The sequence below is a fragment of the Aliikangiella aequoris genome (genome assembly GCF_053709105.1).
In genome coordinates this window covers 3,185,786-3,208,354 of the sequence record NZ_CM132298.1, presented here as the reverse complement: position 1 = coordinate 3,208,354, position 22,569 = coordinate 3,185,786, and the positions used below count along the sequence as shown (strand labels likewise).

Sequence of the window (22,569 nt, the reverse complement as noted above, 5' to 3'; positions counted from 1 at the left end):
TAAAATTTACCAGCAACCAAACTCAAATACTTTTAATTGAACAAGTTTGAAATATAAAGCGCTTATCGTGTGCCGCTAAAATAGTGGCGCGCTGATGACTGAGTGGTTTGTACGAGGGAGGTGTTATCTTTTGTTGCGATATTTTGCCGAATATCAATCGATTGCTGCACCGCGCCTAAACTAATTTTGCGCGGTGCAATGCTTTGAGTCGGTTATTATGCTGCTTTAGTATTGGTGCTTTCAAAGATTTTATCTGCAGAAGCAGCGATAAAGCCTTTAAATAGCTCACCATTGGCCAAAGGATGACGTAGCGCAAACTCGTAGAAACAGCTAGGAATCGTTTTAACACAATCGCTAAATTCTACTTCAATCATATTGGCCATAGTCGAAGACTGCTCTAAGAATGACGCTGGGGTGCCTTTAATTTCGCCGCCAGAAGTATTTAGTACAAAGCCGTTGTCTTTAACAAACTGGTTAACTGCTTGTATATCTTTAAATTGACTGAGTTCGTTAATAGAAACTGTGAAGTGGTTTGGTCTAAACCCAAAAGCGGCAACCCAAGCAGCGTACTCACTTTCTTCAAGCAAACGCTCATAAATTTCGCCAGATACTTGCCAAGGTCGTCCAGAATAAAGGAACTCTTGGTTGTTAACTTGAGATTTATCAAACTGCATTGCTAAAGCTTTAATGATCCACTGAACTTCTGCTGAAAATTCTTCTACTTTTAGTTCGCTAATAAAAACTAGTGGCATTGTTGGGTGCGCATAGTGCTTGGCGCGTAGCTTTTTCTGTACAAAGTCATAACTTTCAACTTCTTGATAGCCAGCTGCCACCAATGGGGCTGCAATATCTTCTACACGCATGCCGGGTAAGCCAAATGTTCTAAAAGCAACATGGTCGTTGACTACTTTGTCATTTTTGCTGAAAAGTTGGTAAATTTTTAACGCATCAGGGTTTAGCGCTAAATAGTCTTGCCACATACTGTCAAAAACTTGCTCTATGCTAAGTTTAAGCTCTGTGTTATTGCTCATGGAAGCTCCAAAAAAATACTGACTACAGGGAAATTTGGCGCAACTATAGCTATTTTGCTGCTAAAGGAATAATATTGTTTGCGTATATTCGATATAGGAAAAACATATGGACTTACGCGAGCTTCGCTATTTTGAATCGACCTATGAGCTAGAGAGTATTAGTGCTGCGGCTAAACACTGTTTTGTATCGCAACCTTCTATATCTGCTGCCATACAAAATTTAGAACATTTCTTGGGTGAAGCGCTATTTGTAAGGCATACCCGCGGAGTAACACCAACCGATGCCGGACATCGCTTGTACCCTTTGTCTAAACAGCTGACTGATCAAGCGCGCTCTATTAAGCAAGTATTTCAGCAAAAAGCAGCCATTCAACCGTTTCGACTTGGGGTGGTACCAGCATTAGGTGCATCAAGAATGAGTCATTTAATTAAAGAAATTATCGATTCGGTTGATGGCTTAGAGCTTACTTTGGTTGACGCAGAAAAGCGCAGCTGTGAAGCGCGCATTATCGCTTCTAATATGGTGAAGCCAGGGGAAATTTTTAAGCCTTTTTGGCGCGATGAGTTTTTAATGGCACTGCCGCCGGGGCATCCGCTCAGTTACCAGTCTGAGTTAAGCTTCGAAGACCTAGACGGGCTAAACTTTATTTTACGCAGCCCTAGTCTAGTAACTCGTACCTTAATGCGTATTATGGAGCCTAAAGGTATCAAAATGAATATTCGGGCGCGCATTAAAACCGTTGAGTACGCCGTAGAGTTAGTCGCCGCGGGCGTTGGTGCTGCCATAGTACCCAACCACCCGAGCTTTTATAACACTAAAACAGTCCCCTTACTTCGCATTAAAGGAATGCAGTTTGATCGCTTAATTGGTCTTGGTTATTCTAGCGAAGCGACTATGGATAAAGCATTAGAGTCGGTTATTAATGTCTGCCAAGTGAATCAGTCGGAAGCATTTGAGTAAACCAATTGATTAAAGAGCCTACATTGCCGCAAATAAGAAAAATTTCAACTCAGTCCATTCCAATGGCGCTACTATTATTGGCTGATCCTTATGAAGCTAAAGTGAAAGCCTATTTAGCAGGGGCTGCTTGCTATGCTGCTTTCATCGATAACAAGTTAGTGAGTGCTTGCGTTACTAACGTAAACACCCACGGTGAAATTGAGCTATTTAATATTGCGACCTTTTCCGAATGGCAAGGCCAAGGTATTGGGACTCAACTGATTGAGTTTGTTATTCATGATTTACGCAGTCAAAATATTAGTAAGCTTGTTTTAGGAACCGGAACTTTTGGTTATCAGCTAACTTTTTATCAACGAGTGGGCTTTAGAGTCGACGCAGTGGTGAAAGACTTTTTTATTGATCACTACAATGAACCTATCATTGAAAATGGTCTTCAACATTTTGATATGTTGAGACTCAGTTATAAAATTAAATAAACGCTTAATTGAGTAACTGCAAAGTCCGGGTAATTAGCAGGTGAAAGGTAATTAGCAGGTGAAAGGTAATTAGCAGGTGAAAGATAATTAGCAGGTGAAAGATAATTAGCAAGCGAAAGATAATTAGCAGGAAAAAGAAGCGATGCGACGTCGACAACTGATCACTGGAGTATTAGCCGCAAGCGGTTTAACCGCGCTGGCAGGCTATGCTTATTTATCGAGCGCCCCGCAGCATACTCATTTGAGTATTAGCCAAGCTAAGCAGCGCCTTGCGGCATACGCTTTAGCGCCTAAAATAATCAGTCATAATCAATGGAATCCGGCGCAAACCTTGACCCATTTAGCCCAAAGTATTGAATTTTCGATGCAAGGCTACCCCATCCACCACTCTGTTGCAATTAAGCAAACAATCGGCCCGATAGCCTTTTTAGTGTTTAAGCGTCACGGCAAAATGAGTCACAATTTAACCGAAGCAATTCCCGGAGCGCCGCAGTTAACGCAACTTGGCTCTGCTGAAGCCACACAATTTGCCTTAGCGCGATTGATTAATGCGCTCAATGTTTTTGAGAGGTATAAGGGGGAGCTTCAGCCGCATTTTGCTTACGGCACTTTAAGTCACGCAGACTATCAACTTGCGCATGCGATGCATATTGACGATCATCTGCAAGCACTTACGATTAATCCCAGTTGAATAAGAGTTATTGCTTAGATTGAACCCTCTTAGGTTGAACCCACTTAGATTGAACCACCGACTATAAACGCAAGGCAAAAAATAACCCCGGGAGTTTGCACCACCGGGGTTATTCAAATAATTGAGTATTTTACTTAATTATTTCTTAGCTTCACGCTCTTTAACTTCTGCAATTACCGCTTCAGCAACGCTGTTAGGGCAAGGTAGGTAGTGAGAGAATTCCATTGAGAATTGACCACGACCAGAAGTCATTGTACGTAAGTGTCCGATATAACCAAACATTTCAGATAATGGAACGTCTGCTTTGATTCGTACACCCGTAACGCCAGCTTGTTGATCTTTAATCATGCCACGACGACGGTTTAAGTCACCAATAACATCACCAACATGATCTTCTGGAGTAAATACGTCAACTTTCATAATAGGCTCAATTAATTGAGGACCCGCTTTTGGAATTGACTGACGGAAAGCGCCTTTTGCAGCGATTTCAAATGCAACCGCAGAAGAGTCAACTGCGTGGAATCCACCGTCGAAAAGCTCAACTTCAAGGTCTAATACAGGGAAGCCTGCTAAAACACCTTCGTCCATCATAACTTTAAAGCCTTTTTCAACTGCAGGCCAGAATTCACGAGGAACGTTACCACCAACAACTTTAGACTCAAATACGAAGCCAGAACCAGGCTCGCCAGGTCTAATGCGGTAGTCAATTTTACCAAACTGACCAGAACCACCCGATTGTTTCTTGTGAGTGTAGCTGTCTTCAATTTCTTTAGTGATAGTTTCACGGTAAGCAACTTGAGGCTGACCTACTTCTAGTTCAACGCCGTAAGTACGCTTAAGAATATCAACTTTGATATCTAAATGAAGCTCACCCATTCCCTTAAGAATGGTTTCACCTGAATCTTCGTCTGTTTCAACAACAAATGAAGGATCTTCTGCAACCATTTTACCAATTGCGATACCCATTTTTTCTGAACCGCCTTTATCTTTTGGCTTAACAGCAATAGAAATTACTGGCTCAGGGAATACCATTGGCTCTAGTGTACAAGGCTTGTCTGTTGCACAAAGCGTGTGACCTGTTTGAACGTTTTTCATACCTACTACAGCAATAATGTCACCCGCTTGCGCGCGATCAATTTCAGTACGTTCGTCGGCATGCATTTCTACCATACGGCCGATACGCTCAGTTTTGCCTGTGAAAGAGTTTAATACTGTGTCGCCTTTGTTTAAAACGCCAGAGTAAATACGAATAAAAGTTAGGGCGCCAAAACGGTCATCCATAATTTTAAACGCTAATGCGCGAAGTGGCTCAGCTTCAGAAACGATAGCGAACTCGCCAGTTTCTTCGCCTTCTTCATCAGTTAATGGCTGCGGGTCAACTTCTGTTGGTGAAGGTAGGTAATCAACAACCGCGTCTAATACGAGCTGAACGCCTTTGTTTTTGAACGCAGAACCACAATAAGTAGGGAAGAAAGCTAAATCACGTGTTCCTTTACGGATGCAACGCTTAATGTCTTCTAGTGAAGGCTCTTCACCTTCTAAGTATTTTTCCATTAAATCGTCGTCTTGCTCAACCGCTGTCTCAATTAACATTTCGCGGTATTCAGCTGCTTTTTCAACCATGTCAGCTGGAACATCTAAGACTTCATAATTTTCTGGAAGACCAGAGTCATCCCATACGTATGCTTTTTGAGTAAGAACATCAACAACACCAACGAAGTCATCTTCAATACCGATTGGTAAAGTCATAACGAGTGGGTTAGCGCCAAGTACGTCTTTTACTTGTTTTGCAACACGGTAAAAATCAGCACCCATTCGGTCTAATTTGTTAACGAAGATAATACGAGCAACTTCTGATTCATTCGCATAACGCCAGTTAGTTTCTGACTGAGGCTCAACACCGCCTGAACCACAGAAAACCCCAACACCACCGTCGAGAACTTTTAATGAACGGTAAACTTCAACAGTAAAGTCAACGTGTCCAGGAGTATCGATAATGTTCATTCGATGATCTTTCCAGAAACAAGTTGTTGCTGCTGATTGAATGGTAATACCACGCTCTGCTTCCTGTTCCATGAAGTCAGTCGTTGACTCACCGTCATGTACTTCACCAGTTTTATGGATCTTACCGGTTAGCTTTAAAATACGCTCTGTTGTTGTGGTTTTGCCCGCATCAACGTGAGCGAAAATGCCTATGTTTCTGTATTTAGATAAATCAGCCATTGTTCTACTCGTTAAATTAAAAAATAAACCAAAAATTTTCGGCCGCTATACGCGAAAGGCGCGCATTATACACTAGATATTTGTGAGTAGCTATTTGGATTTTGCATAAAATTTAAACAAATTAAATAATTTCGCTATGCAATATAAAAATTATCTGAAAAAGCCAATTAAATGCATAATAACTTAACCCGACTGTACCCGCTTTTTAGTTGTGTGTTGTCTTGTTTTTAAAGGCACTCAAGGTGTGTGGTCGCTCGCTAACTACCTTCTGAGTCGGGGTTGTATTCGTTTATGTTTTTAAACCGGTGAATCATGCGTCTTTGCTTTTTATCTGGCTTAGGGCCTCTTTGCGGCGCTGATAGTTTACGCATTTGGGTAATTTCTTCGCGCTTTTTTATGCTTTCTGGAGTTTCACTGTAAAGTGTTTGCGCGATAGTTGCGCTACCGCGCTTGTCAGACAAGGCATCAACCACAACCGTTTTTTCATCAAAACCCTGACGAAGTTTAATTAAATCACCTATTTGAACTAATTTTCCAGGCTTGGGTTTTTGCCCGGCATAATGGACTTTACCGCCGTCTATTGCCGCTTTTGCAAGTGCTCTGGTTTTGTAGAAACGGCAGGCCCATAGCCATTTGTCTAGTCTAATACGATTTTCTTGTGACATTTTCCCAACTTAAGAGTAAAAAGTTACAACACCCTGTATTATTTTGTTATTCTTTGACCCCTTTTATAAGACAGTGGCGTTTTAATTCATAATTCTAAGCCTAAGTTTTGTAAAAGCTAAAGCGAGTAAGTGTAATCTATCTCAATTTAGTATGGGCAAATATTTAATGGTGTCTTAATGGAGCTAAGCATTATATAACAAAACAGCCTAGCAAGCCTGCCAAAATAAGAGAATGCAAATACCTGCAGGCGAGTCTAGCCAATGATCTAAAACTTGCATGATTTTGAGTATAAATTGAACGAGTAGATGGTAAGCAGGCATACTCTAAGGTTAATCTGAGAATTGGCATGGAAATATGATAATCTTGTTGAGCATGACAAGTTTGGTGTAAAGGAAATAATGAGCTTTTCTAATTTAATGAACGCAACTTGGTATAAGAACTACCAAAACTGGTTACCACTAGTGCAGTGGGCTGGATGGGTTTTATGTACCTATTTGTTAGCTAAAATTACTTGGGCTTGGGTTGGCTACATAATGACCCCTACCGAGTTTAAACCTTTTCAGGTTCAGCGTGTTGCTGTTCAGTCTAACTCTCGAAGCGGTGTTGACTTCAATCAAATTGTCAGTCGTAACTTGTTTGGTAATGTGGCCCAAGTCAAACAGGCGCCAGTTCAACAAGAAAAAGTTGTTGAAACGAAACTAAACCTGAAGCTGCGTGGTATTTATGCCGCTGATTCACAACATAAGGCAAACGCAATTATTGAAGATGGCAGGGGACAGCAGGCTGTTTATTTTATTGGCGAGCAACTTAAAGTTTCTGGACGAGTTTTTTTAAGAGAAGTAGAAAAAGATCGCGTGATATTAGAGACTAACGGTCGCCGCGAAGCACTGCGTTTAGAACAACATGAAATGGCGATAAAACTGATAGGTGGGGAACGCAAGCCCGAACTCAATGAGCGAAAACCCGATAACTCTCGCCAGAAAGTATCCGATAAACGGCAAGATGCTGAACTGAGTCAAAAATTAAATGATTATCGCGATAAGTTTCAACGCGACCCTACCAGTATTGGAGAAGTGATTAGGGGACAACCGCATGTGGTGAATGGTGAGTTACAAGGTTTTAGAATTCAGCCTGGCGGCGACAAAAGATTATTTCAAGAGCTCGGTTTAAGGCGTGGCGATGTAGTTACCGCAATTAACGGGGTGACTTTAACTAATATGCAAGATGCAATGAGTTTAATGAATGATGTGAGCTCAATGCAGGAAGTAAATGTAGAAATTCAACGAGGCAAAGAGCAGTTGAGTTTATTATTGAATTTAAATGATAAAGTAGGGCGAAGATAGTGTTTTCGGCAAATCAAAAAACAACAAAGAAATTTTCCTTCAGCATAGGACGCTATACGAAGCCTATGATTCTTGCGATTGGATTGGCATGTACCTCGGCTAATTTATTTGCTGCTAAAGCAACCCTAAATTTAAAAGAAACCGATATTGAAGTTTTTATCGAAAGTGTAAGCCGTATAACCGGTAAAACTTTTATTATTGATCCTCGGGTTAAAAATAAAAAAGTGACCGTTATTTCGCAACACGAAATGGACGAAGAAGAAATCTTCGCGCTGTTTTTAAGTGTGCTCCAAGTGCATCAATTTTCTGCGGTAGAAACTAATGGTATTTATAAAGTAGAACAGCTACAAGCAGCCAAACAAGATTCGGTTCCTGTCTATACCGAAGGCGGAAAACAATACTACGGCGATCAATTAGTCACCCGAGTTATTAAAGTAGACAATATTGATGTTGGCCAGTTAGTCCCCTTGCTTAGAACCTTAATTTCTACTCAAGGTCATATGGCCCAATACAAACCAACCAATGTGATGGTTATTCACGATACAGCAGCTAACTTAGAAAGAATTGTAAAAATTATTCGTCAAATTGACAAAGAAAGTAACGAAGAAATTGAAGTCATTGAGCTAGAGCATGCTTCAGCTGGTGAAGTGGTTAGAATATTAGAAAGTTTAGAAAAACAAAGCGGCCAATCGAAAGGCCCTGATATGAGTAAACCAAAATTTGTTGCTGATGAAAGAACCAACAGTATTTTACTTAGTGCAGACTCGAAAGCATCGTTAAGATTAAGAGCGTTAATAGCGCGATTAGATTCAGAAATTAGCAATAACGGAAACACCAAAGTTATTTACCTAAAATATGCCAATGCTGAAGAGCTAGCGACACTGCTTGAAGGCGTAGGCGAATCAATAGAAACAGAAGAAGGAAAAGAAAAAGGCCGTCAGAGTCGAAGCAATGACAAACCTTATTCTATTAAAGCGCATACTGAAACTAATTCGCTTGTCATAACGGCTGCGCCCGATATTATGAAGTCGTTTGAGTCGGTAATTGCGCAGCTTGACTTGCGCCGTAAGCAAGTGCATGTGGAAGCGATTATAGTTGAAATTTCTGATGCTAAAGTGAAAGAGCTTGGCGTTCAATGGGCAACTAAAGCTGGCTTAGTTAACTTTACCAACAGCTCGCCATCGATTGCTCAAGTTGGCGCGGGAGTTATTGCTAACCGCGGTCAAGATCCGGTTACTACGGTATCGTTTCCTGATGGGGTTAGAACCGAAGTTACAACGCCGTCTAATGGCGATAATGGCGCACTACTTGGCCAAGTTTTGTCAGGCGTTACTGGCGCGCTTTTTGGTTATACCGACGAGAAATCATGGGCGTCATTAGTCAAAGCTTTAAGTACTGACACAGACTCTAATGTACTTTCAACACCAAGCCTGACAACTCTCGATAATGAAGAAGCTTCAATTAGTATTGGTCAAGAAGTTCCAATCATTACCGGAGCAACGCTAGGCGGAAATAATTCTAACCCTTTTCAAACCGTGCAACGAAAAGATGTTGGTATCAAATTAAAAATTACACCACAAATCAATGAAGGTGACGCAGTTCGTTTAACTATTGAACAAGAAGTCTCTAGTATTGCCGGTGCTACTGGCGCAGATATTGTCACCAATAAACGCCAAATTAAAACTACTGTATTAGTCGGTAACGGACAAACCGTGGTGCTAGGTGGCTTAATTGACGATAATATTCAAGAAAGTGCGCAAAAAGTTCCGGTGTTAGGTGATATTCCAATATTGGGCAGCTTGTTTTCATCTAAAGCGACGAACAAATCAAAACGTAATCTAATGGTTTTTATTCGGCCGGTGATTATTAATGACTCAACTGGGTTTAACCAAATTAGTTCGCGAAAATATAACTTTATGCGCGCTCAACAATTAGATTGGCAACAACGAGGTGTTTCCTTAATGCCTTCGGCTGAGTCTGCGGTATTACCGGACTGGGACGAAAGATTAGCATTGCCACCGTCGTTTGATGATTCATTAAAAGCTAATGATATAACTCCTGTTGACGAATCAGGTACTACTCAGCAAGAAGCAGTGGAATCTAAGGATTAGTCAATGTCGATTAGTGAGTTTATGCAACAAGATGAAGCTAACGTCATGAATGAAGCAAGCGTTGACGAGCAGCAAGGTGCCGAAGTTATCGACGGAGTGCCTAAACTGCCGTTTACTTTTGCTAAACGTCAAGGTGTTGTATTTAAACTTGCCGAAGACGCAAGCGCAGCAGACTCTAGTCAGCCTTTACAAGCGGTAGTTAAAAAAACAACGACCCTTGCGACTATAGCTGAAGCTCGTCGCATAGCTGGCCGAAAAGTAAAGTTTACTGAATTAGACGAGGAAGGTTTTGAGGCGGTTTTAGCACAGGTATATCAAGATAATTCCGGAGAGGCGATGGCCGCTATGGAAGACATTGGCGAAGACATGGACTTGTTTAAGCTTGCCGAAGAAATGCCGGTTACCGAAGATCTGTTAGAAGCCGATGACGATGCGCCGATAATAAAATTAATTAACGCACTGCTTACAGAAGCAATTAAAGTTAATGCGTCGGATATCCACGTAGAAACTTTTGAACATGACTTAAAAGTGCGCTTTCGAGTCGATGGGGTGTTGCGAGAAGTGCTTAGCCCGAGTAAAAAATTAGCGCCCTTACTGGTTTCAAGAATAAAAGTTATGGCGAAGTTAGATATTGCGGAAAAACGTGTACCGCAAGATGGTCGTATTGCTCTTAAAATTGCTAATCGCGGAGTTGATGTGCGGGTTTCAACCATCCCTTCGAGTCATGGTGAAAGAGTTGTACTCCGACTATTAGATAAGCAAGCAGGCCGTTTAGAATTTAGCCATTTGGGAATGCCAGCTGACTTAATGGAAAAAATGAGTGCGGTGCTGCATAAACCTCACGGTATTATATTGGTTACTGGGCCGACCGGTTCGGGTAAAACCACCACATTATATGCTGGGCTTACTTTACTTAATCACTCGTCGCGAAATATTTTAACGGTTGAAGATCCAATTGAGTATTTGCTTGATGGTATTGGGCAAACTCAGGTAAACAGTAAAGTTGATATGACTTTTGCGCGGGGTTTACGCGCTATCTTACGTCAAGATCCTGATGTAGTTATGGTTGGTGAGATTCGTGATTTAGAAACCGCACAAATAGCGGTGCAAGCGAGTTTAACCGGTCACTTAGTGTTATCAACGTTGCATACCAATACCGCGTCGGGTGCAGTAACTAGACTTCAAGATATGGGCATAGAACCATTTTTACTCTCGTCTAGTTTGTTAGGTGTGTTAGCTCAGAGGCTAGTTAGAACGCTCTGCTTGCATTGTCGTAGAGAAGAGTCTGCGAATGCTCGAGAGTGTGAGTTATTAGGATTCGACCGAAATAACCCTCCTAAAGTTTTTCATCCTGTTGGGTGCGTGGAATGTAATAACTCTGGCTATCGTGGTCGACAGGGTATTTACGAGTTTTTACCTGTCGATGAAACCATTCGCGACATGATACATAACGGCGCGAGCGAGCAAGAAGTTGAGCGTCATGCGCGCAAAGAAAATATAAGTATTCGTGAAGATGGCAAAAACAGAGTGCTGCAAGGGCTTACAACAATCGAAGAAGTCTTGCGCGTTACGCGTGAAGATTAAGGCGAGATAAACCATGGCAGCTTTTGAATATATCGCGTTAGACCCTAGCGGCAAACAGAAAAAAGGAATTATGGAGGCGGATACTCCGCGCCAAATACGACAGCAATTAAGAGATAAAAACTTCATTCCTTTAGAAGTAGAAAGCGTTACCAGTAGTGGTAAAAATAAGTCGAGTAAAACCAGTTCGGGTATTTTTAAAACAAAAATTAGTGCTGCTGATTTGGCATTAATTACCCGTCAAATTGCTACCTTAATACGTGCCGCAATCCCAGTAGAAGAAACCGTTAAGGCTGTGGCAGAGCAGTCTGAAAAGCCCAAACACCGCAGCATGTTAATGGGAATACGATCGCGTGTAGTAGAGGGGCATTCATTAGCTGACGCATTAAGCGAATACCCCGCGGTATTTTCTGATCTTTATCGTTCAATGGTTGCTGCTGGTGAAAAGTCGGGACATTTAGATTTGGTTTTAGAGCGATTAGCCGACTATACAGAGTCACGCCAAGAGCTTCAGTCTAAAATATCTGGTGCGCTAGTTTATCCAATTATTTTGTCTGTTGTTAGTATTGCTATTGTGTCATTTTTGCTGGGCTATGTGGTTCCAGAAATTACCAAAAGTTTCGTTCAGTCGGGCCAAGAACTTCCAGGCTTGACTCAAGCGCTGCTCTCTATGAGTGAATATGTTCAAAGCTGGGGTTTCTTAACGGCCATCGTTTTGGTAGGAATGTTTATGGGGTTTAAGTATGCATTAACTAAACCTAAAATGAGATTGGCTTGGGACAAATGGAAAATAAATGCTTGGATTGTTGGAAAAATTATTCGCGGTATGAACGCAGCGCGTTTTGCTCGAACTTTAGCCATATTAAATCAAAGTAGCGTACCGCTTTTAGAAGGAATGAAAATTGCCGGTGAGGTAATGACTAATGAAGAGTTAAAGGCAGCTGTTAGAGAAGCGACCGTACGGGTGCGCGAAGGTGCAGGACTTAAAGTTTCATTGCAGCAATGTGGCTATTTTCCACCCATGATGCTGCACATGATCGCTAGTGGTGAAAACTCTGGCGAGCTAGAGCAAATGCTCGATAGGGCTGCGGATAATCAAGAGCGACAATTTGATAATCTAGTAGGCACTATGATGAATATGATTGGGCCGGTAATGATTTTAATTATGGGATCGTTTGTATTCACAATTGTATTGGCAATTATGCTACCCGTTTTTGCGCTGAATGAAGCGTTAACGTAATTTTATTAATTTAATTGAGGTTTAACATGCGTAAACAGTCTGGTTTTTCATTGCTAGAAATATTGGTTGCTATGGCAATCATGGCGATATTAGGCGGCATTATGGTGACCCAGTTTATGGGCAAAACCGAAGAAGCTAATTTACTGAGAATTAAAGGTGATATTCAAGCAGTAAAATCAGCATTAATTCAATATCACGCCGATAACTTTTTATTGCCAACTACGGAACAAGGTTTAGAAGCGCTAGTACAAAAGCCGCAAACCTCTCCAGAGCCTAAAAATTATTCTTCGCGCGGTTATTTAGATGGCTTAATGAATGACCCTTGGGGGAACCCTTATCAGTATGCCTACCCTGGCGAGTTTGGTGAATATGATATTTACTCTTTGGGTGCTGATGGTGAAGAAGGTGGTGAAGGCCTAGCGACCGATATTGGCAATTGGAATATAGACGAAGTCATTAAAGCTTTGAAAGAGCAAAACTAGACACAACATTATTGTGAACTTATTACCTAATGCCAAACAGTCTTTTCAATCTAAAGGGTTTAGCTTACTAGAAATTCTGGTTGCAATGGCTATTGTGTCGCTGTTAGTGGCCGTAGCCATGCCTAGGTTTGGTAATCAAGGTGATAAAATAGCGCGCGAAGAAGCGACTCGTTTATTGGCCGCAATTCATATGGTCAGAGATTTAGCTGTTATTCAAGACAAAGAGTTTGGTTTGACCATTGATGAAAATGGTTACCACTTTTTAGTTTTAGAGCCAGAAGTCGATGTAGACGATGCGCCTCTAAAGTGGAAGCTAATTGAAGAGAACCCTGCTTTGGCAAAGCATGAGTTTGCAGAAGAAGTAGAAGTCAATATTTCCATTGATGGTGAAAATTTATTTGCCAAAGACGAAGATGACGTCAATATTTTTGAAGAAGACGTTAATATTTTTGAAGAAGAAGACCAAGAAGAAAAAGTTGAACCACCGCAAATTTACTTTTTATCTACCGGCGAACAGAATCAGTTTGTTATTGGTGTAGCATCAATTGAAGCTTATCAAGAAGACGCTAACGAACCTAAATTTTTTCGCATTAAAGGTGAGCTGACAGGTGTTTTAGAGTATCAAGGGCCTTTGCCAGGCAACTTGTTTACTGACATATTGCGAGATTACAGCGACTTTTTGGAGACAGATCTGTGAGCGCAGTGAAGCTTCAAAAATGCAATCGCACTTTGGCTAAAGTGAGCGCTTTTACTTTGTTAGAAGTACTGATTGCGATGGTGATTTTTGGTATGGCTGTCACCATGTTATTAAGCAGCATGAATAGCCAGAGTCGGGCACATGTTGGAACTAGTTTAAAAGTTGTAGCTCACTGGGTTGCGCTTAATCAAATGGCACAAGTTAGGCTAGAGCCTGAGTGGCCAAATGTTGGTGTAACTAGAGGCACCAGTGAAATGCGAGGGCACAAGTGGTTTTGGTTACAAACGGTGACTAAAACGACCGAAAAAGATTTACGCCAAGTTGAAGTAGAGGTTCGTTACAATGACAAAGACGAGCTGCCAACAACGCGCTTTGTCGGTTTTATTGCGAATAAAAATATAGAGAAAACAGCGGCAGACCCAAACCAAGCCCGAGGCGGAGATCGTCAAGGCAGAGGAAATGATAATCGGCGTGGCGGCAACCAACGCGGTGGAAATGATAATAGCCGTGGTGAACGTAAATGAACTTTTGTTGGTTGCAATCCAAACCAAAACACTTGGCTAAGAGTCGAGTATTCTGTAGCCAAGGTTTTAGTTTAATTGAAGTGCTTGTGGCCATGGCAATAATGGCGGTGATTAGTGTTGGTGCACTAACCATATTAAACAAAGCGACTCAAGCGAAAAGCAATATAAAAAGCAATGGCGATCGCTTAAACAATGTGCAAAGGGCGTTTTTGTTTTTATCAAACGATATTCAGCAAATTACCAAACGCCCGATAAGAGACGAGTATGGTGATAAGCAACCGAGCATGAAAACTGAGCTAGAAGCTTCAGAGCCTTATTTTCAGTTGACCCGGTTAGGTCGACGAAACCCTGCGAAACTCGCGCGGTCAAATTTGGAGCATTTACGTTACTCAGTTGTTGATAATGTATTAGTAAGAACCAGTTTTAGTTTTACCGATGGTATGAGTGAAGACTTTGCGCTAAAGCGCCCCATTTTAGATGGGGTTGAAGAAATGTCAGTTAATTTTTATGACGGTGAACAGTGGCATGAATCTTGGCCTTTATTGGTTAGCGATCCAGAAGCTCCGGTTCAAGTGTTACCGGTTGCGATTAAATTTAAGTTAAAGTTAAGCGACTACGGTGAGCTAGAAAGGCTATTTGCTATATCTGATAGGGTAACGCCGAATGAGTAAGCTTAGCTCAAAGTGTCGCTCGCTGCGGCCCTCTAGTCTTCAGCAGCAGCGCGGTACGGTACTTTTAACGGTGGTATTAATTGCCGCCTTTATTATTGTTTTGGTGGTAGAGGCCACTAAAACGGTTACCTACCAGAAAATTTTAAGTAGTAATTTAATTAATCGTGATCAAGCCTATTCTTATTTAATGGGAATGGAAGAACTCGCTAAAATTTGGATGAAAAAATCATTCGATGCAAGCGAAGAAGATATAGTGCATTTAGGGCAGTCTTGGGCGCAAGACCAGATTAATTTTCCAATTGATGGTGGCGGAATGCAAGCCAGCATTAAAGATATGCAAAGCTGTTTTAATTTAAATTCCATTGTGTTTGAAGGCCAAAATAATAATGGCGCTAATCCTGGTGGTAATGACGGTCAAAAGGGCGCGCCTTCTGGTGACGGACAACCTAAAAGTGGCGGTCGTCAAAATGATACTGGGTTTGCAATGGAAACTCCGGGACAGTTGGTACTAGAAGAGCTAATTGAGAAAATCGATGATAAGACCGATATAACCGGGAAAGCAATAGCGACTGCTGTGAGAGACTGGATTGATGAAGATATTGAGCCAGCAGGTCCCGATGGCGCTGAAGACTCATACTATCAAGGGTTGGAAATACCCTACAGAACTGCAAACGATTTAATGGCACATGTGAGTGAGCTAAGAACAGTTAAAGACGTCTCGCCTGTTATTTATGAATTGCTAAGGCCTTTGGTTTGCGTATTGCCAGATCAAAATGTGAATCAAATTAATATTAACACGGTGACAGAAGACTCGGTGGCATTACTGTTAGCCAATTTGGGTGGACAAAATATTACTTTGTCTGACGTTACCGAAGCTCTGGCTGCTCGGCCGGAAGAAGGCTTTGAGTCAGTAGAAGCGTTTATTGAAGAACTCGGCCCTAAAAAAGCAAGTATTGACGCAAATGCTACCACTCGCTTAAGTGTTACTAGTGAGTATTTTGAAATGCGCGCGAAAGCAGAGGTAGGTAAAACGCGAGTTTACATGAAAACATTATTTAAAAAAGATTCTGATAATAATTTTAAAGTCGTCTCACGATATTTTGGTAGAGAGTAATGAATAATTTAAGTATTTTTTGGGGGCATAAAAATAGCGATAGCTTTAGCTGGCATATTGATCCCTCGGTTGCTAGCGACTCTGTGGCAGTTCCTTTAATTGAAAGCCGAGTACTGTTGAAAGCCGATTTAGCAGTAATGGCGGATATGGCTAGTCAGTTTAACGTAAGATTAATTTTAGATTCTCGCGATGTTCACTTAAATAGCGTTGTAATGCCAAACAAAGCGCAGCGACATTTACGTAAAGCTGTGCCTTATATGGTAGAAGAACAATTAGCAGAGCCAGTTGATAAAACATTTATTGCCGTTGGTGCGAGGACGTCTAACGGTAGTATTCCGGTACGCGCGCTGAACTTAGCTTATTTTTCTGAAATTATGCAACAGTTTTCTGACGCCGACATAAAATTAAAGAGCGTTGTCACAGAAATTGATTTGTTAGAGCAGCCAGAAGAAGGCTATCAGTTAGTTTTACAAGCAGATAAAATTCTCGTAAAAAATGATTCGGGTAATCATTGGTACTGTGACCCAGACGATTTTGCTTGGTTGGTGCAAAAAGAAATCGCAGAGACTAGTGCAGAAGATGAAATGCCAATTGCAATACCTATGCAGGTAGTCACCGACTCTGAAGATCGCTTTAGATTGTTTGAATCAACATTACCGGTGGGACGTTTTGCACCGCAATTGCAGCTAGAGGTTTCAATTACTGAATTTATGCACAAGGCTAAAACCAGTGCCACTAATTTAATGCAAGGTGAGTTTGAAGCTAAAGCAGAGCGCTCTCCTTATGCCGCATTAATCGTTAAGTTAGGCAGTCTTGCAGGATTACTTTTATTTGCATTTATAGCTTATCAAGGAACTCAATGGTTTACTTTGGAACAACAGAAGCAGATTTTAGGTAAGCAGCGCGCAGCATTATGGAAGCAAGCTTTTCCTGGACGCAGAGTGCCTTCTAATCCAGACAAAGCGTTAAGCAGTTACTTAAAAACTTTAAGTGGTGGTGACGGTCAAACTTCGTTTTTAGGCATGCTAGACTCAACCTCAAGTAAAATTGCCGACTTAGAAAGCCTCTACCCTACGAATATTAGTTATGATGCATCACGTAACGAACTTAGAATGGATGTTATAGCCAAAGACCTATCTATTTTAAATCAATATCGCGATCGATTGCGCGAAAGTGGCCATCAGGTGGAAATGTCGTCGGCTACTCAACGTGGCGACGGATACTCTAGCCGATTGATAGTGAGGAAATAAGACCATGCAACAAGTAAAAGAATGGTATGACGGACTTGAGCAAAATGAGCAAAGAATTGTTTTGATAGCGAGTGCTTTCTTTGCATTAATTATTCTATTTTTTGGAGTAATTAATCCGCTGAACAGCTCGGTGAATAATTTAGAGCGGCAAGTAAAAGCACGTAAAGCGTCTGTCGCAAAATGGCAACAAGCAATGCCTCAGCTAGTTAGCAGTGGTGGACAAGTTACAGCAGGCAGCAGTAACCAAGCTTTAAGTAGTATAATTACTTCAACTACACGCCGCTTTAATTTGCGAGTGTCAAGAGTAAAAGAAAATGGCGCAAATGAAACCCAGATTTGGTTTGATAACATACCATTTAATGATTTCATTCGCTGGACTGCGGAACTTGAGAAAACTTACCAAATCAAAGTGCTGTCGGCCAATATTCGAAGTAAAGATCGAAATGGGTTAAGCAGCATGGATGTTAAAATTCAAAAAAGTTAAATTATGATTAAAAAAATAGTCGTTTTAAGTTTATGTTTTATTGTGTTTCTGGTTTATTTAATTCCAGCGTCACTATTTGAAAACCATATTCCTGCAAGACAAGGATTAAGTATTAGCGGCTTAAGCGGCACCATTTGGCGTGGTGAAGTTCGCGAAACACGTTTTAATACAACCAGTGTAAGCGAAACGTCATTTTCCTTGAGTGTATTTAGTTTGTTTCTGGGTGCTCTATCTGTTGACCTTGAAATACCACAAGGGGATGTCACTGGCGAATTAAATGTGACCTTACCTTTATCTGCAAATAAACCATTACAGTTAAAAGATGCCTCGCTTAAGTTACGAGCAGAACAACTTAATCCAATAATTGGTATTCGCGATGTAAGTGTTGGCGGGCAAATTTCAACCGACACGCTTGAAGCCAAGGTGTTAGCTAAAAAGCTACTTAGTTTGAATGGCAGTGGTCGTTGGAATAATGCCAGTGTTAATTACGCAGGGCAAAACTGGGAGCTAGGCGACTTTCTCTTTTCTGCGAAAACGGATGAAGCTAATAAGTTAATAGAAATAACTATTTTAAATAGCAAAAATAAGCTAGACCTGCAAGGTAAAGCAACAATTAATTCAGCCGGTATGTTCGAGTTTATTGGTAGCATTTCTACCTCAACAGAACAAAACATTTATAATGCAATGACGCTTTTTAATAATGGCAAACCAGCCGCAGGAAGATTACCCATTAAATTTAAACAAAAAATATTCTAGGGTATTTTATGAACCCAAAAATAAACTGGGATGAAATTGACACCGTACTGTTAGATATGGACGGTACCATTTTGGACTTATCTTTTGATAATTATTTTTGGCTTGAGCTAGTGCCGCAAGTTTTCGCTCAAAAAAATAGCTTGTCATTGGCGCAAAGCCATCAGAATTTAGCGCTGCGATATGAGAAAATTAAAGGCACGCTTAATTGGTACTGCTTAGATTATTGGAGTGAAGAGCTTGGCCTAGATATTGTAGGTTTAAAGCAATCGATCAAACATAAAGTTGCCTATCGACCGGCAGCGCAAGAATTTTTAAAAATGTTAAACTCTTTGAAAAAAGAGGTTATCTTGGTCACCAATGCCCATCCTAAAAGTCTTCAAGTTAAACTAACCTCGGTTGACTTTTCTCACTATTTTAACTCTTTGACTAGCTCACATGATTTTGGCGTTCCAAAAGAAGAGCAGCATTACTGGGTACAGCTAAAACAAAAATTTAACTTTGACTGCGAACGTACGCTTTTTGTTGATGACAGTGTGAGTATTTTACAGGCTGCAAAGCGGTTTGGAATTAAATACTGCATTGGCATAGCACAACCCGCTTCAAATGCAGATAAAATAGATACTGCTCCATTTGCAGCATTTCATGATTTTGCCGGTGTTAAGCCATGACTAAAAAGCCCCAAATTATTTCAACTCGGCAAATTGCCAAAACACGCCTTTTTTGTGTTGAAGAAATTGCATTAGAGTTTTCTAACGGCGCGCATCGAACATACGAGCGCATGGTTGCTGGAAAAAGTGGGGCGGTAATGATTGTCGCTTTAACGGCAAAGAACGAGCTCATACTTATTCGAGAATATTCGGCTGGGACTCACGATTATCAATTGGCTTTTCCAAAAGGGTTGATTGATGCCAACGAAACGCCGCTTGACGCAGCTAATCGGGAGCTTAAGGAAGAAGCGGGGTTTGGTGCGAGAAAACAAAAGATCTTAAAAGTTGTCAGTTTAGCCCCTGGCTATTTTACCCATAAAATGCATATTGTTTTTGCAGAAGATTTATATCCAGAGCGTCTGCCAGGCGATGAGCCAGAACCACTTGAAGTGGTAAAGTGGCCGTTTACACAGCTTGGCGAGCTTTTAGACCGCGATGAATTTTCCGAATCGCGTTCCATTGCCGCGCTCCTTTTATTGCAGCAGCATCTTAAAACCAGAAGCACTTGAGAAAAGAGAAATGATGAATAAAACCCCGTTTAGCGCGAGCCAACTTCAGGCAATTCTTGACGATGTGATAGCGGTTTCTAAGCGTGCTGGCGAAGCCATTTTATCGGTTTATAATTCAGATGATTTTAAGGTTAAAACCAAATCAGATGACTCGCCACTAACTAAAGCCGATATGGCTGCCCACCATATTATTGTCGACTACCTAGAAAATAAATATCCCAACATACCTTGCCTGTCAGAAGAGAGTACAGGAATAAGCTTTCAACAGCGCAAAGAATGGGACTGTTGTTTTGTTATTGATCCGCTTGACGGCACCAAAGAGTTTATTGCGCGTAATGATGACTTTACTGTCAATATTAGTTTAGTCGTTAATGCAAAATCCGTTCTTGGAGTAATTTATGCTCCGGTATTAGATACAACTTATTATGCTGCCAAAGGGCTCAATGCATTTAAACAAGTTGGAAATTGCGAGGCCGAACGTATTCAGGTACGCCCCTTAGTTATAAAAAATGGAGAACCCCATTTTACTGTTGTTGCAAGCCGACGGCATGGTCTAGAGCAAGTGCAAACACTCTGCCAAAATTTTTCAAGCTTTGAACTGGCCAGTCGAGGTAGCTCGTTAAAAATGTGTTTGGTAGCAGAAGGTAAAGCGGATCTTTATCCAAGATTGGCACTTACTTGTGAGTGGGACACTGCTGCGGCTCAAGCAATTGTTGAGGAAGCCGGGGGGCAGTTGGTTCAGCTGGACTTTTCTGAAATGGTTTACAATCAAAAAGAAAGTTTGCTTAACCCATTTTTTTTAGTTTTAGGTGATCCTAGTTTTAATTGGAGAGAAAATTTAATTTTACCTAAACAAGAGAGTTAATGGCCGCCTTAATGAGGGTGGTGTGATATAACCTAGAAACATTAATTTTAAGTATGATAAACAATAAAGAGTAAGAGAGTGATGACATTGAAAAATTTTAATCAAATTAAGTTGCATACCTATTTTATTTGGTTTGCACTGAGTATTTTGGCCTGTGTTACTTTTAGCAGTAATGCTAAGTCAGGAAAAAAGTCTAGCCAAATTTCACTAGAGCAGTTAGTCGAGATGGAATCTGTGTTGGGTAGTTACACTTCTCCCGATGGGCAACATATTGCTTACACTAAGCTAGTACCAAGAGATATTTATAAGGACAAAGATGGTGGCTCCTATGTTGAGTTGCACTTAACTAATCTAGCGGGTGAAAGTCGCCCTTTTATCACTGGTGAAGTGAATGTGTCGAGTGTTCAGTGGAGCTTAGATAGCCAGTTTATTTATTATTTAGCAAAGCGTAATGACGATAAGTTTAAAAGCGTATATCGAATTGCTGTTAATGGCGGAGAGTCTCAAAAAGTTGCCTCAATTAAGTCAAATATTTCAGCTTATAGTGTCAATAAAGATGCTTCGCGTTTAGTGTTTTTAGCTAAGCCCGCTAAAGGCAAGCACTATAAAACATTAAAAGAAAAAGGCTTTAAAGCAAAAGTCTATGAAGAGTCAGTAAAAAAGACCCAATTATTTGCGCTCGATTTAACTGACAAGTCGGCTAAGCCTAAAGTAATCGAAATAAAAGAGCACGTGCTTTCTGCTAAGTTTTCACCAGCAGATAATAAGCTTTTAGTTAGAGTCGCTCCAACCGCGCTGATTGATGATAACTATACTGCATCGAGTTATCAGGTGATAAACTTAAAAGGTAAACCTATACAAAAGTTTGTTACGCAAGGAAAGCTAGGTCAAGCTGTTTGGTCGCATGACGGAAAAAAAGTAGCCATTATTGGTGCTGCAGGAATTAACGATCCTGCTGATGGACGGCTTTTTGTAGGAAGTGTAAAAAATGGCAAAGTCACAGAAGTACTTAAAGATTATCAAGGCCATGTTAAAGCTGTCGCTTGGATGTCGAATTACCAGCTAGCCTATTTAGGCAATATCGGTACAAAAAGTGAAGTCTCAAGTATTAATTTAGACAGCTTAAAAACCACCACTTTGATTGCACCGGGCAAAAATTTTGTTAAAACCATTAGCTTTGATACGAGCGGAAAACTCATCAGCTCGGTTGTTAGTAGCTCAAGCCATCCGCGAGAAGTTTATGCTTATTTACAAGGGACTGAAAAGCGTTTAACTAATCTGCACCCTTGGTTAGCCGATGTTAAAATGCCTAAGCAAGAATCAATTAGTTATCAAGCGCGAGATGGTTTGTCGTTAGATGGCATTTTAGTGTATCCAACCAATTATAAAAAAGGTAAGCGCTATCCATTAATCATGATGGTGCACGGAGGTCCTGAAAGTCATATTAGTGACGAGTGGTTAGATCGTTATAGTTATCCTATTAAGCATGCTGCCGCCAATGGCTTTGCGGTATTTTTACCAAATTACAGAGGTAGCACAGGCCGCGGCGTCGAGTTTTCAATGAAAGGGCAAGCTGATTATGCTGGAGCTGAATTTAATGATTTAGTGGATGCTATTAGTCACTTATCTAAAATGGGTTTAGTTGATAAAAAGCGTGTCGGTATTACGGGCGGTTCCTATGGTGGTTATGCTTCAGCTTGGGCAGCAACAGCACTCAGCGAGCACTTTGCAGCAAGCGTAATGTTTGTTGGAATTTCTAATCAACTTTCAAAGTTTGGAACAACTGATATTCCTAAAGAAATGTATAACGTTCATGCGCGTAATTATCCGTGGGACAAGTGGCAATGGATGTTAGAACGTAGCCCTATTTATCACACAGATAAGGCTAATACACCAATCTTAATTATGCATGGCGAAGAGGACACTCGTGTTCACCCTAGTCAGTCAATGGAGCTTTATCGTTATATTAAAACTCGTACTGACACACCAGTTAGGTTGGTATTTTATCCAAGCGAAGGTCACGGTAACCGTAAAGCCGCGGCGCAACTTGATTACAGTATGCGTTTAATGCGTTGGATGGAGTTTTATTTAAAAGGTGATAATAAAGGTAAGCAAATACCCGAGTACGAATTAAATCATCAGCAGTATTTAAATAAAAAAGCAGATAAAGAAGACTAAAAAAAATCC

At 40.8% G+C, this 22,569-nt stretch carries 22 protein-coding genes; 19 read left to right on the top strand and 3 right to left on the bottom strand.

What is annotated here, in order from left to right:
• Positions 1-215 precede the first annotated feature (215 nt).
• Positions 216-1,031 (bottom strand): DUF1338 domain-containing protein, encoded by an 816-nt coding sequence (locus ACUR5C_RS13920; protein WP_454465782.1) that lies wholly within the window; start codon positions 1,029-1,031, stop codon positions 216-218.
• Between the two features lie 106 nt (positions 1,032-1,137).
• Here ACUR5C_RS13920 and ACUR5C_RS13915 point away from each other — a divergent pair, with 106 nt between their 5' ends.
• From ACUR5C_RS13915 to ACUR5C_RS13905, 3 genes are all read left to right on the top strand, one after another.
• The gene (locus ACUR5C_RS13915) at positions 1,138-1,992 is read left to right on the top strand and encodes a LysR family transcriptional regulator (RefSeq protein WP_454465780.1); all 855 of its coding nucleotides are present in this window, start codon (positions 1,138-1,140) and stop codon (positions 1,990-1,992) included.
• Between the two features lie 23 nt (positions 1,993-2,015).
• Positions 2,016-2,468: a GNAT family N-acetyltransferase gene (locus ACUR5C_RS13910; protein WP_454465779.1), complete on the top strand. Its 453-nt coding sequence runs from the start codon at positions 2,016-2,018 to the stop codon at positions 2,466-2,468.
• 142 nt (positions 2,469-2,610) lie between these two features.
• The gene (locus ACUR5C_RS13905; protein WP_454465778.1) at positions 2,611-3,159 is read left to right on the top strand and encodes a DUF1569 domain-containing protein; all 549 of its coding nucleotides are present in this window, start codon (positions 2,611-2,613) and stop codon (positions 3,157-3,159) included.
• 138 nt (positions 3,160-3,297) lie between these two features.
• Here ACUR5C_RS13905 and fusA read toward each other — a convergent pair whose 3' ends face one another.
• Together fusA and ACUR5C_RS13895 are read right to left on the bottom strand one after the other, a co-directional pair.
• The gene (fusA, locus tag ACUR5C_RS13900; RefSeq protein ID WP_454465777.1) at positions 3,298-5,382 is read right to left on the bottom strand and encodes an elongation factor G; all 2,085 of its coding nucleotides are present in this window, start codon (positions 5,380-5,382) and stop codon (positions 3,298-3,300) included.
• Between the two features lie 257 nt (positions 5,383-5,639).
• A complete protein-coding gene (locus ACUR5C_RS13895) occupies positions 5,640-6,047 on the bottom strand; it encodes an RNA-binding S4 domain-containing protein (RefSeq protein WP_454465776.1) in 408 nt (135 codons plus the stop codon).
• Positions 6,048-6,389: 342 nt separating this feature from the next.
• Here ACUR5C_RS13895 and gspC point away from each other — a divergent pair, with 342 nt between their 5' ends.
• From gspC to ACUR5C_RS13815, 16 genes are all read left to right on the top strand, one after another.
• Positions 6,390-7,391, top strand: a complete 1,002-nt coding sequence (gene gspC, locus ACUR5C_RS13890; RefSeq protein ID WP_454465775.1) for a type II secretion system protein GspC — start codon at positions 6,390-6,392, stop codon at positions 7,389-7,391.
• A gap of 65 nt (positions 7,392-7,456) precedes the next feature.
• Positions 7,457-9,502 carry a type II secretion system secretin GspD gene (gspD, locus tag ACUR5C_RS13885; protein ID WP_454465774.1) on the top strand — a complete coding sequence of 682 codons (2,046 nt, stop codon included), beginning with the start codon at positions 7,457-7,459 and terminating at the stop codon, positions 9,500-9,502.
• A 3-nt stretch (positions 9,503-9,505) separates the two neighbouring features.
• A complete protein-coding gene (gspE, locus tag ACUR5C_RS13880) occupies positions 9,506-11,086 on the top strand; it encodes a type II secretion system ATPase GspE (protein WP_454465773.1) in 1,581 nt (526 codons plus the stop codon).
• Positions 11,087-11,099: 13 nt separating this feature from the next.
• Positions 11,100-12,323: a type II secretion system inner membrane protein GspF gene (gene gspF, locus ACUR5C_RS13875; protein WP_454465772.1), complete on the top strand. Its 1,224-nt coding sequence runs from the start codon at positions 11,100-11,102 to the stop codon at positions 12,321-12,323.
• A 26-nt stretch (positions 12,324-12,349) separates the two neighbouring features.
• Positions 12,350-12,805, top strand: a complete 456-nt coding sequence (gspG, locus tag ACUR5C_RS13870; protein ID WP_454465771.1) for a type II secretion system major pseudopilin GspG — start codon at positions 12,350-12,352, stop codon at positions 12,803-12,805.
• A gap of 13 nt (positions 12,806-12,818) precedes the next feature.
• Positions 12,819-13,502 (top strand): pilus assembly FimT family protein, encoded by a 684-nt coding sequence (locus tag ACUR5C_RS13865; RefSeq protein WP_454465770.1) that lies wholly within the window; start codon positions 12,819-12,821, stop codon positions 13,500-13,502.
• Positions 13,499-14,026, top strand: coding sequence for a type II secretion system minor pseudopilin GspI (gene gspI / locus ACUR5C_RS13860; RefSeq protein WP_454465769.1), 528 nt, complete (start codon positions 13,499-13,501; stop codon positions 14,024-14,026). Before ACUR5C_RS13865 ends, gspI begins: the two co-directional genes overlap by 4 nt.
• A complete protein-coding gene (gene gspJ / locus ACUR5C_RS13855) occupies positions 14,023-14,697 on the top strand; it encodes a type II secretion system minor pseudopilin GspJ (protein ID WP_454465768.1) in 675 nt (224 codons plus the stop codon). Before gspI ends, gspJ begins: the two co-directional genes overlap by 4 nt.
• Positions 14,690-15,811: a type II secretion system minor pseudopilin GspK gene (gene gspK, locus ACUR5C_RS13850; RefSeq protein WP_454465767.1), complete on the top strand. Its 1,122-nt coding sequence runs from the start codon at positions 14,690-14,692 to the stop codon at positions 15,809-15,811. The genes gspJ and gspK overlap by 8 nt, the downstream gene beginning before the upstream one ends.
• Complete coding sequence (gene gspL, locus ACUR5C_RS13845) at positions 15,811-17,061, top strand: type II secretion system protein GspL (RefSeq protein ID WP_454465766.1); 1,251 nt, start codon at positions 15,811-15,813, stop codon at positions 17,059-17,061. The genes gspK and gspL overlap by 1 nt, the downstream gene beginning before the upstream one ends.
• Positions 17,062-17,065: 4 nt before the next feature.
• Entirely contained in the window at positions 17,066-17,545 is a 480-nt protein-coding gene (locus tag ACUR5C_RS13840) for a type II secretion system protein M (protein WP_454465765.1), read from the top strand.
• Positions 17,546-17,548: 3 nt separating this feature from the next.
• Positions 17,549-18,301 (top strand): type II secretion system protein N, encoded by a 753-nt coding sequence (gene gspN / locus ACUR5C_RS13835; RefSeq protein WP_454465764.1) that lies wholly within the window; start codon positions 17,549-17,551, stop codon positions 18,299-18,301.
• Positions 18,302-18,309: 8 nt separating this feature from the next.
• On the top strand, positions 18,310-18,969 hold the full coding sequence (gene yrfG / locus ACUR5C_RS13830; protein ID WP_454465763.1) for a GMP/IMP nucleotidase: 660 nt from the start codon (positions 18,310-18,312) through the stop codon (positions 18,967-18,969).
• Positions 18,966-19,517, top strand: a complete 552-nt coding sequence (gene nudE / locus ACUR5C_RS13825) for an ADP compounds hydrolase NudE (protein ID WP_454465762.1) — start codon at positions 18,966-18,968, stop codon at positions 19,515-19,517. Before yrfG ends, nudE begins: the two co-directional genes overlap by 4 nt.
• Positions 19,518-19,527: 10 nt before the next feature.
• Positions 19,528-20,382, top strand: coding sequence for a 3'(2'),5'-bisphosphate nucleotidase CysQ (gene cysQ / locus ACUR5C_RS13820; RefSeq protein ID WP_454465761.1), 855 nt, complete (start codon positions 19,528-19,530; stop codon positions 20,380-20,382).
• A gap of 87 nt (positions 20,383-20,469) precedes the next feature.
• The gene (locus ACUR5C_RS13815) at positions 20,470-22,560 is read left to right on the top strand and encodes a S9 family peptidase (RefSeq protein WP_454465760.1); all 2,091 of its coding nucleotides are present in this window, start codon (positions 20,470-20,472) and stop codon (positions 22,558-22,560) included.
• Positions 22,561-22,569: the final 9 nt, after the last annotated feature.